This is a genomic window from Brachybacterium sp. AOP29-B2-41 (assembly GCF_052378395.1).
Classification (GTDB): Bacteria; Actinomycetota; Actinomycetes; order Actinomycetales; family Dermabacteraceae; genus Brachybacterium.
Map to the genome: position 1 here is coordinate 265,071 of NZ_JBQSXR010000003.1, position 10,570 is coordinate 275,640.

10 protein-coding genes are annotated in these 10,570 nt (G+C 66.8%); 7 read left to right on the plus strand and 3 right to left on the minus strand.

What is annotated here, in order from left to right; genetic code table 11:
* Nucleotide 1: 1 nt before the first annotated feature.
* On the minus strand, nt 2–1,078 hold the full coding sequence (locus ACT3T9_RS05000; protein WP_442332562.1) for a sensor histidine kinase: 1,077 nt from the start codon (nt 1,076–1,078) through the stop codon (nt 2–4).
* Nucleotides 1,079–1,145: 67 nt separating this feature from the next.
* Entirely contained in the window at nt 1,146–1,859 is a 714-nt protein-coding gene (locus ACT3T9_RS05005; RefSeq protein ID WP_299303331.1) for a response regulator transcription factor, read from the minus strand.
* 165 nt (nt 1,860–2,024) lie between these two features.
* On the opposite strand from ACT3T9_RS05005, the gene ACT3T9_RS05010 reads away from it, so the two are divergent.
* The 4 genes from ACT3T9_RS05010 to ACT3T9_RS05025 all read left to right on the plus strand — a co-directional run bounded on the left by ACT3T9_RS05010 (nt 2,025) and on the right by ACT3T9_RS05025 (nt 6,567).
* Entirely contained in the window at nt 2,025–2,261 is a 237-nt protein-coding gene (locus tag ACT3T9_RS05010; RefSeq protein WP_442332563.1) for an SHOCT domain-containing protein, read from the plus strand.
* A 32-nt stretch (nt 2,262–2,293) separates the two neighbouring features.
* Nucleotides 2,294–3,808 carry a multicopper oxidase family protein gene (locus tag ACT3T9_RS05015; protein ID WP_444606065.1) on the plus strand — a complete coding sequence of 505 codons (1,515 nt, stop codon included), beginning with the start codon at nt 2,294–2,296 and terminating at the stop codon, nt 3,806–3,808.
* Between the two features lie 270 nt (nt 3,809–4,078).
* Nucleotides 4,079–6,241 (plus strand): heavy metal translocating P-type ATPase, encoded by a 2,163-nt coding sequence (locus tag ACT3T9_RS05020; protein ID WP_442332565.1) that lies wholly within the window; start codon nt 4,079–4,081, stop codon nt 6,239–6,241.
* The gene (locus ACT3T9_RS05025) at nt 6,238–6,567 is read left to right on the plus strand and encodes a metal-sensitive transcriptional regulator (protein WP_299303340.1); all 330 of its coding nucleotides are present in this window, start codon (nt 6,238–6,240) and stop codon (nt 6,565–6,567) included. Before ACT3T9_RS05020 ends, ACT3T9_RS05025 begins: the two co-directional genes overlap by 4 nt.
* Nucleotides 6,568–6,616: 49 nt before the next feature.
* Here ACT3T9_RS05025 and ACT3T9_RS05030 read toward each other — a convergent pair whose 3' ends face one another.
* Complete coding sequence (locus ACT3T9_RS05030; protein ID WP_442332566.1) at nt 6,617–7,633, minus strand: tyrosine-type recombinase/integrase; 1,017 nt, start codon at nt 7,631–7,633, stop codon at nt 6,617–6,619.
* Between the two features lie 94 nt (nt 7,634–7,727).
* Here ACT3T9_RS05030 and ACT3T9_RS05035 point away from each other — a divergent pair.
* From ACT3T9_RS05035 to ACT3T9_RS05045, 3 genes are all read left to right on the plus strand, one after another.
* Nucleotides 7,728–8,893 (plus strand): IS3 family transposase gene (locus ACT3T9_RS05035; RefSeq protein ID WP_444606066.1). Its coding sequence is split into 2 segments (ribosomal slippage): nt 7,728–8,012 and nt 8,015–8,893, totalling 1,164 coding nucleotides; the frame shifts between segments, so codons are not numbered across the junction.
* Between the two features lie 253 nt (nt 8,894–9,146).
* Nucleotides 9,147–10,229, plus strand: a complete 1,083-nt coding sequence (locus tag ACT3T9_RS05040) for an AI-2E family transporter (RefSeq protein WP_444606070.1) — start codon at nt 9,147–9,149, stop codon at nt 10,227–10,229.
* Nucleotides 10,226–10,570 (plus strand): hypothetical protein (locus tag ACT3T9_RS05045; protein WP_444606067.1); only part of this gene is annotated, 345 nt, incomplete at its 3' end. The genes ACT3T9_RS05040 and ACT3T9_RS05045, both read left to right, overlap by 4 nt.

Below are 10,570 nucleotides of genomic sequence, written 5' to 3' on the forward strand. Positions count from 1 at the left end.
CTCAGCGGTCAGCGGTCGCACGAGGAAGCCGAATGGTGAAGGTGGCTCCCTGTCCGGGCCCCTCACTGGCTGCGGCCATGGTCCCGCCGTGCGCATCGACGAGGGCGCGGCTGATCGTCAGGCCGATGCCTGAGCCGGAGTTGTCACGGGTGCGGGAGCTGTCGGCGCGGAAGAACCGTTCGAACAGGCTTGACCGGTCCTCATTGGTGAAGCCTTCGCCGTCGTCCGCTACCGTGATCTCCACCGTGCTGCCGTGGGTGGCTGCCGAGACCGTGACGGTGCCTCCGGGGGAAGTGTGCCGTAGAGCGTTGCTCAGCAGGTTTCCGAGGACTTGGGCGAGGCGGTCCGGGTCCGCGTGGATCGTCACGGAGTGGGGCAGGGCCGTTTCTCGTCGTAGTGCCACGCCCGCTGTCTCGAACCGTTCATCCCATGCCGGGAGTATCGACTCCAGCAGGTCGTCGACGGCGAGGGGGTGCAGCTGTACCGGGAGCTGGCCCTCCTCGGCCCGGGACACTTCACTGATGTCGTCAGCCAGCCGCGAAAGTCGCATGGTCTGGCTGGCGAGGATGGGCATGGCTGCCTCCGGCTCGATGACGCCATCGGCCATCGCCTCGTGATGTGCCGAGAGGGTGGCGATGGGGGTGCGCAGCTCATGGGCGAGGTCGGAGAACAGTTGGCGTCGGGTCTCCTCGACGGCGTCCAGGCGCGCTGCCATGTCGTTGAGCGTGGCGGCCAGGGAGTCGAGTTCGGTCCCGGCTCCGACGGAGGGCACGCGCGTGGAGTAGTGGCCGCGGGACAGTTCATCGACAGCCGAGGTGAGGCCGTGAAGCGTCTGGCGGAGTCGTCGTGCCAGGTTCCAGGTGACCAGGCCGGCGGCCAGGAGGGAGACCACCAGTCCGACCCCGAGGGCAAGTGCGAGCGCGTCACGGTAGGCGCGTTCGATGTGGACGAGCTCGTCGCTGCCCACCGGGAGATCGGTCTGGAGCAGGTGGTAGTGGAAGACGGCGGGCCCGATGATCACCGTCAGCACCGTGATGGTGAGCGCGCCGGCGAGCAGCACGATGAGCTGGCCGATCATCAGGCGCGAGGCCAAGCTGGTGCTAGGGCGAACCGTTCGCACAGATGTATTCGGTGCGGTCACGAGCTCACCCCTTCCCCATCCGGTACCCGATACCGCGCACCGTGGTGACGAACCGTGCAGACTCAGCCGTCTCGTCGAGTTTTCGTCGGAGGTTGGCGATGTGCACATCGACGAGATGGTCATCTCCGAGCCAGCTGTCTCCCCAGACGGCCTCCATCAGCTGTCTGCGACTGAAGGCCTGGCCAGGACTGAGCGCCAGGGTCATCAAGAGTCCCCTCTCGGTGGGGGTCAGCGGAAGTGGCCGGCTGGCGAGCCGCACCTCCTGGGCAGCTGTGTCGATCTCGAGCTCTCCAAAAGTGCGCACTGTGTCCGAAGACGCCGTCCCGGAATCGGCGCGGGGCCTGCGCAATACGGCCTGGACCCGAGCGACGAGCTCACGCACGCTGAACGGCTTGGTGAGGTAGTCATCCGCCCCCACCGACAGCCCCACCAGGCGGTCCACCTCCTCTGACCGTGCCGTCGTGATCAGCACGTAGCAGTCGGAGAAGGCGCGGATCCTGCGCATCACCTCCAGACCGTCGAGCCCGGGCAGGCCGAGATCGAGGACGATCACGTCCGGTGACAGAGTGCGGGCTGCCTCCACCGCCTCCGGACCGCTCCGCGCGCTCGCAGTCGCGTAGCCGGCCTTCACGAGATACGCCTGGACCACATCCGACAGCGCGGCTTCGTCCTCGACGACGAGAACCATCGCCGCTGCTCGATCCGTTTCACTCCTCATGGCTCCAGTCTGGTCCCCGTCCCTGGAGATCGCGTGTCTACGGAGGCGCAGACGGACTATCTGGACCAGATCTTGAGGAACTCTCGACGAGAACTTCGCCCGCCCCGGGGGAATCTGATGTGGACCGTGCCGCGTACGAACTCGACCCACTAAGGGAGCTGCTCGATGATGCCTACCGATGCGATGTCGTGGCTGATGTGGGTGATAGTCGCCGGTCTGCTCGCTCTCCTCTGGGCCTCGGCACTGCTGCTGGCATGCACCGTGCTGCCCGGGCGCCCCCGACGCGCGCGGGACGAGAACGAGGCGATCGGAGAACTCTCACTGCGCCTCGCACGAGGCGAAATCACGGCCAACGAGTTCGAACAACAGCGACAACTGGTCCTGACGGCTTTTCGGCCATGACACCACCCCCTCACTCGAGAAGGACTGCACCTGTGAAGACCGTTTCCCGCCGCACCGTGTTCACCGGAGGTCTCGGCGCAGCAGCCCTGACGCTCGCGGCATGCGGTAACCGCACCACCTCGACCGACGCCGGAGCATTCCCGCCGCCTCCAGCCCTGACGCCGAAGGCCGGTCAGAATGTCGTCACCCAGGCCCTCGCCGCGGCGCCGACGACGGTGGACCTCGGAGGGAAGACGGTCTCTACTTGGGCATACGGCGAGAGCCTCCCCGGGCCGCTGATCCGCGCCACAGCTGGCGCTCTGCTGCGGATCACGCTCGAGAACCGCCTGCCCGAGGCCTCCACGATCCACTGGCACGGCATCCGACTGCACAATGCGGCCGACGGGGTGCCGGGGATGACGCAAGATCCGGTCGAGCCGAACACCTCCTACACCTACGAATTCGTCGCCCCCGATCCCGGCACGTACTTCCTCCACTCCCACGTCGGCCTGCAGCTCGACCGCGGGCTTTACGCCCCACTGATCATCGACGACCCCGACGAACCCGGAGACTACGACGCGGAATGGATCGTGACCCTCGATGACTGGATCGATGGGACCGGGCAGACTCCCGATGAGGTCCTGGCTGCGCTGACCGGTGCCAGCCCCTCGGATTCCGGCGGCATGGACCACGGCGACATGCCAATGGGCGACGACCCCGCCGACGGGGGATCCGGAGGCATGGACCACGGCGACATGCCCATGGGCGAGGAGCCCTGGGGCGATGCCGGCGACGTGACCTACCCCCACTTCCTCCTCAACGGCCGGATCCCCGAAGCGCCGGAGATCTTCGAGGCGAAGCCCGGCCAGCGCGTGCGCCTGCGCCTGATCAACGCCTCCGCCGACACCATCTTCGCTCTCGCGCTCGGAGATCACGATCTCTCTGTCACCCACTCTGACGGATTCGCCGTCGAGCCGGTCACCGCCAAGGCGCTCTATCTCGGCATGGGCGAGCGGTACGACGTGGTGGTCACCGTGAAGGACGGCATGTTCCCTCTGGTGGCGCGTCCTGTCGGGAAGACCAGCGGCGGCCAGGGGCTCGCCGTGTTGAGGACCGGTGCCGGGGAAGTGCCCGCTGCGGACGTCCGGGTCCGAGAGCTCGACGGGGAGGCCCTCATCGGATCTACTCTGGAGCCGGCCGAGGCGGCGCGACTCGAGGACCGCGCAGTTGACACCGAGCTCGGGCTCTCGTTCCAAGGCTCGATGCAGCCGTACCAGTGGGCCATCAACGGCGCCCCCTACGGGCAGAACACTCCACTGAGCATCCGTGAGGGGCAGCGGGTGCGCATCATCGCGACCAACCAGACGATGATGAGTCACCCCCTCCACATCCACGGGCATACCATCGCCCTGCCATCGGGGCTCCGAAAGGACACGGTGATGATGGCACCCATCGAATCGTTCGCTCTCGACTTCGATGCGGACAATCCGGGCCGGTGGGCAGCGCACTGCCACAACGCGTACCACCAGGAGGTCGGCATGATGACCGGCATCGACTACGCGCCCTGACGCCGTGGGTTCCGGCCCCCGGCGCCGAAGTAGGTCGACATTGGTGTCGCCCTCCTGGGCCTCGATCAAAGGCGAGCGGGCCATCTGGTCGGAGTCAGCGGCTTGGATTCTGGCGCCGACTAGAGGGATGTCATGCCACCCCTCCGCGCCTCGATCACGCCGATGGTCACAGCGGATTCCGACCCCTCGACATATACCCCCTAGGGGTATATGGTCGGACGCATGAACGCTGGCAACCAGACACACGGTCGAGACCACGGAGGACCCGGCATGCAGCACGCTCATCCTTCCCCCACGCCTCAGGACGCCCACTCCGGCAGTGCTGAGCACGACGCTCCCGACGCGCATCACGACCACGGAACTCACGGAGACCATTCGGGACACGAGGGCCACGCCGCCGGGCACGGTGGGCACGCAGGCCATGGCGACCACGTCGCACAGTTCCGGCGGCTGTTCTGGATCAACTTGATCATCGCGATTCCGGTCGTCCTGTTCTCACCGATGTTCGCGATGCTGCTCGGGTACAGCGTTCCCGACTTCCCCGGTTCCCTATGGATCGCCCCGCTCTTCGGCACCGTCATGTACGTCTGGGGTGGCCGTCCGTTCCTCACCGGCGCCGTCTCCGAGATCCGTTCCCGTCAGCCCGGGATGATGCTGCTGATCGGGCTCGCGATCACGGTCGCGTTCATCGCCTCCTGGGGAGCCACCCTCGGGATTCTCGACCACCAGCTGGAATTCTGGTGGGAGCTCGCCCTGCTGATCGTGATCATGCTGCTCGGCCACTGGGTCGAGATGCGCTCCCTCGCCCAGACCACGTCCGCACTCGACTCCCTGGCCGCGCTGCTGCCCGATATGGCAGAGCGCATCGACGGCGACGAGCTCGTGAGGGTCTCGCCGACCGAATTGCAGCACGGGGACCTGGTCCTGGTGCGCCCGGGGGCGAGCGTCCCGGCCGACGGTACGATCCGCGAGGGTCGCGCCGACGTGGACGAGTCCATGGTCACCGGCGAGTCCCGTCCCGTGACGCGCTCTACCGGTGACTCCGTCGTGGCGGGAACCGTCGCCACCGATTCGAGCCTCCGCATCGAGGTCACCGCCACAGGTGACGAGACCGCCCTCGCCGGCATTCAGCGCCTGGTGACCGAGGCGCAGAACTCCTCGTCCCGGGCGCAGCGCATCGCAGATACCGCTGCGGCGTGGCTTTTCTGGTTCGCTCTCGGCGCTGCCGTGATCACCGCGATCACCTGGTCTCTGCTCGGCATGCCCGATGCCGCCGTGGTGCGCACGGTGACGGTGCTCGTGATCGCCTGCCCCCACGCTCTGGGGCTCGCGATTCCGTTGGTGGTCTCGATCGCCACCGAGCGTGCTGCTCGTGGCGGAGTTCTGGTCAAGGATCGCCTTGCCCTGGAGGCCATGCGCATGGTCGACGCCGTCCTGTTCGACAAGACCGGCACTCTCACCAAGGGTGAGCCCGTTCTCGCCGAGATCATCACCCGCGGTGCGGACGAGAGCGAGGTGCTGGCCCTGGCAGCTGCCGCCGAGGCGGAGAGCGAGCATCCGCTCGCCCGCGCCATCGTCGCCAGGGCTCAGGCCGAAGGAGCGCAGATCCCTGCGGGCTCCGACATCAGCTCCACCCCTGCGCTGGGCGTGAGTGCCCAGGTGGACGGGCACGAGATCCGCGTGGGCGGTCCCCGACTGCTCGAGGAGACCGGAGTGAGTGAAGTCGACGAGGCTGAGGCCTGGCGCCAGGAGGGCGCGATCATCCTCCACGTCCTCCGCGACGGCGAGGTGATCGGCGGCCTCAAGCTCCACGACGAGGTGCGCCCCGAATCTCGCGACGCCATCGATGCCCTGCACAGCTTGGGGGTTGAGGTCGTCATGATCACCGGTGACGCCGAGGCGGTGGCGAACAGCGTCGGCAAGGAGCTCGGTATCGACCGTGTCTTCGCCGGGGTGCGGCCCGAGGACAAGTCCTCGAAGGTCGCCCAGCTCCAGAAGGAGGGCATGAAGGTCGCGATGGTCGGCGACGGCGTCAACGATGCCCCTGCCCTTGCTCAGGCCGATGTCGGCATCGCCATCGGTGCCGGCACCGATGTCGCGATCGCCTCCGCTGGGGTCGTGCTGGCCAGCTCCGATCCACGCTCCGTGCTCTCGGTCATCGAGCTCTCCCGCGGCGCCTACCGGAAGATGAAGCAGAACCTCTGGTGGGCTGCCGGCTACAACCTGATCTCCGTGCCGCTCGCGGCGGGCATCCTCGCCCCCATCGGGTTCGTGCTGCCGATGTCCGTCGGAGCGATCCTGATGTCCCTGTCCACCATCGTGGTCGCCCTGAACGCCCAGCTCCTGCGACGCCTCGACCTTCGCCCGGAGGCGACCGTCGCCGCCGTCCGCGCTCGCCGCGGACCCAGTCTCACCGAGCGGAATCACTCATGAACACAGTCCCCAAAACCGCGGAGGGCCATGCCTGTCACAGCGGGCCTCACGGATATATCCAGGACAAGCCCCGCTATCTCAATCGTCTCAAGCGCATCGAAGGTCAAGCGCGGGGGATCTCCCGAATGATCGACGAAGACGTCTACTGCATCGACATCCTCACCCAGATCTCTGCCCTGGACAGCGCGCTGGAGAACGTTGCGCTGGGCCTACTCGGCGACCACCTCCACCACTGCGTACTCGATGCCGCCCGCGAAGGAGGAGACGAGGCCGAGATCAAGCTAAGTGAGGCCTCTGACGCGGTAAGGTGCCTCGTCAAGTCGTGAAGAGATCCGGGTGCTTGCGTTCCCTCTGTCAGCTCGAACGGCTGCGCACCTACAGGCCGATCTTGCCCGCTGTTGAGTCTTCGAAGGCGCTGGCGGGGCGCACGTACCGTGCGAGGGAGTCCAGTCGACGGTGTCTGGTGGTGCGGGAGATCGCCATCGGGTCGACGCCCTCCTCTGCGGCGGATGTCGCGTGTCCGGCACGCAGTGAGTGCCCGGAGACCCAGGTCTGGGCGACTCCTGCGGTGTGGGCGTAGTCCTTCCCGCTGGTGCCGGCGGCTGCGGCGCGGGCCTGGATGATGCCGGCGATCGAGCGGTCCGACAATGCAGCGTTGGCGATCCGGGAGTGGTTGTAGATCCGGGAGAACACGGGGGTTCCATCTCCGAGGCGTCTGCCGCTGGCTTCGAGCCACGCCTCGAGTGCGAGCACCGGGCAGGTCTCGGGGTGGGCGCCGAGGGGGATGCCGATGAGGTCTCCTCTCCCGGTCTGGTCGGTCTTGGAGCGGCGTATGCGCAGCAGCAGGCCGGCATCCTGGCGGGCGATGTCGTTCGTGGTGAGTGCCGCGATCTCGCTTCTGCGCTGGGCGGCGGCAAGTCCGAGGAGGAGGATTGCGCGGTCGCGCTTGCCGGTCGCGGTCTCAAGGTCGTCCATCGCGTCGATGATCTGACGCATCAGGGTGGTCGTCAGAGGTGATGCTCGACGGGAGGGTGCGGTCCCGAGCGTCCTGCCGGCGGAGCGGAGTGCCTGGCGGACTCCGTGGTGGGCGGTGGGGTCATCGAGGCCTCCGTCCAGGTGCGCGGCGGCGATCGCGGCGACGTCACGGGAGATCGTCGAGTGTGCGACGTACGTGGACCGGTGCGCGATGTAGGACGCGACGACCTCCGGGCCCGTGGGCAGACCTGGGTAGCCGCGCTCCTGGCACCAGGCCGTGAAGGTGCGCATCGCGGAGGCGTAGGAGCGTCTGGTCTCGGCGGAGCGACTGGCCGCGAGGAGAGTGCCTACGTTCTGGGCGTCCTCGAGCCTGACCGGCGTGGGCAGTGGCGTCCGCTTCTGGATGGCTCTGGTCATCTGCCCTCCTGTGTCTTCTCCCTTGGGGACTGCCGCACCGTTAGGTGACATCTGATCTGGCTTGCCCACTGGGCGGCCTGGAAGGATGTGCACCATGCCCGCTCCCTACCCCCAGGAGTTCCGCGAGGACGTCGTGCGAGTCGCCCGGTCCCGCGAGGACGGCGTCACCATCGCGCAGATCGCGAAGGACTTCGGCGTCCACGAGATGACGCTCCACAAATGGATCCGCCAAGCAGACATCGACGACGGCAATCGCCCCGGGAAGACCCGTGAGGACTCAACGGAACTACGCGAGCTACGCCGCCGGAACCGGCTGCTGGAGCAGGAGAACGAGGTCCTGCGTCGTGCTGCTGCATACCTGTCCCAGGCGAATCTGCCGGGAAAATCCTCTACCCGCTCGTGAGCGAGCTCGCCGCCGACGGGATCCCCGTTGCGGTGTCCTTGCGGGTCCTGAAGCTCTCTCGCCAGCCCTACTACCGCTGGCGGAAACAGCAGGTCACCGAGGCCGAGCTGGTCGAGGCCTATCGAGCCAACGCGCTATTGGACGCTCACCGCGACGACCCGGAGTTCGGGTACCGGTTCCTCGCCGGCGAAGCCGCTGAGGCTGGTGAGGTCATGTGCGAGCGGACCGCGTGGCGGATCTGCCACGACAACCAGTGGTGGTCCGTTTTCGGGAAGAAGCGCGCCAAGAACGGGAAACGTCCGGGACCGCCTGTCCACGATGACCTCGTCCAGAGGGACTTCACTGCCGATGACGTCAACGAGCTGTGGCTGACCGACATCACCGAGCACTGGACTGATGAGGGCAAGCTCTACCTCTGCGCGATCAAGGACGCCTTCTCCGGCCGGATCGTCGGCTACTCCATGAGTGACCGGATGAAGGCCCGCTTGGCGGTGAACGCCCTGGCCAACGCGGCAACCCGGCGCGGCGACGTTGCTGGCTGCATTGTTCACTCAGACCGCGGGTCGCAGTTTCGATCCCGGAAGTTCGTCCACGCCCTGAACCAGCATCACCTCATCGGATCCATGGGCCAAGTCGGTGCTGCCGGTGATAACGCGGCGATGGAATCCTTCTTCGCGCTACTCCAGAAGAACGTCCTGGACCGGCGCCGTTGGCGCACCCGTGAGGAACTCCGGATCGCGATCATTACCTGGATCGAACGGACCTACCACCGCCGCCGGCGTCAGGCCCGCCTGGGCCGATTGACCCCCATCGAATACGAGACCATCATGAACCCGACCGTCACCCTGGCGGCCTAAACCAAGCTGGCACCTGATCGTGCATCAGTCCCCACCGGCGGATGCTGCGTTCACCGGGGGGTTCTGGGTCTGCGCTGTTGCCGGTGCGATCGCGATCGCGGCCGCCGCGGTGGCTCCTGCTGCCCGGGACGCGGCACGCCGAGTCCCCGCAGCTCGCGACATCGACCGGAAGGATGGGTAGATGCCGCTGTTCAGAAGACGCACGGAACCGCAGGCCTGGTCAACGACGGAGGCTGAGGTGCTCCCGGTGGGGATGCGGATCGCCGGCGCATGGTCGTGGCGGATCCTCGCGATCGTCGGGGTGCTCACGGTGATCGGCTTTCTCGTGGTGCAGCTGAGGTTGCTGGTGATCCCGCTGCTGGTCGCGGTCGTGCTGGCTGCGTTCCTCGTCCCGTTCAAGAATTTTCTGGCCCGGCACCGGTGGCCAGTCTGGGCGGCGATCACTCTCGCCGAGCTGAGCGTTCTGGTGGTGGTGGGAGCACTGGGGTATCTGGTGGTCACGCAGATCACGTCAGGGTTTGGAGGACTTGCTGAGCAGACGGTGGCGTCCTTCACGGAGTTCCGGAAGTTCCTTGCGGAGTCTGCGTTGCAGGTGTCCGGGGCCGACCTGGATGCCTTCGTCCAACAGGTCTGGACGATGATTCAGGAGGATGGCGCCGCGCTGGCGTCCGGGGCTGCGGCGTTCGGTTCCAGAGTGGGACATGTCCTCGCTGGCGTCCTCCTGGCCCTGTTCTCGACGCTGTTCTTCCTCATCGACGGAGATCGGATCTGGGCCTGGATCGTGCGCCTGTTCCCGCGCCGCGCCCGCCCGGCCACCGATGAGGCGGGACGTGCCGGATGGGCGACCCTGCAGTCGTTCGTGAAGGTGCAGATCCTCGTCGCGTTCATTGACGCGGTCGGCATTGGGCTCGGCGCAGCACTGCTGGGAGTCCCGCTCGCTATCCCGATCGGCGTGCTCGTGTTCCTGGGATCCTTCATCCCCGTCATCGGCGCCGTCGTGACCGGCGCGGTCGCTGTGTTCATCGCACTCGTCTACAACGGATGGGTGATCGCGCTGATCATGCTGGGTATCGTCCTCCTCGTCCAACAGCTCGAAGGACACGTCCTGCAACCGCTGATCATGGGCTCCGCCGTGAAAGTACACCCCCTCGCGGTCGTCCTCGCCGTTGCAGGCGGATCGATCGTCGCAGGCATCCCCGGAGCACTATTCGCTGTGCCGCTGGTTGCTACGGCCAACGCGATGGTCATGAGCATTGCCGGAGGAACGTGGCGGGACCACCCCGACCTCGTGCCGTCGCCAACTCGCCTCGCGGAACGAACGCGGGGACACCGATGAACCTTTCACTCACGGAAGAAAAGTCCAGCCCTCGCGGGCCTCGACGTTCAGAGAAGAAATCCTCATCTCCGGACTCTCTGCGCGTACTGATACGTGGTGCGGTGGCGGCCGAGTCTCGTGCGCTGGCGTTCGCCTTTGTCGCGCTTGTCGTGGGGATCGTCGTTGGCGCCTTCGTGTTCGCTGGCGAGCCTGCTGCTCTCTCCGGGGCGAGATCTGTCGGGGTGACGGCAGCGTTCCTGGCTGGCGTGTCGGCCGGGGTGGCGTTCGCGACGAACTACCTGCGCTTGGTCCGCAGCACGCGGCCGCGTCCTCTCAGCATCGGGGTGAGGTGGCGGATCGGG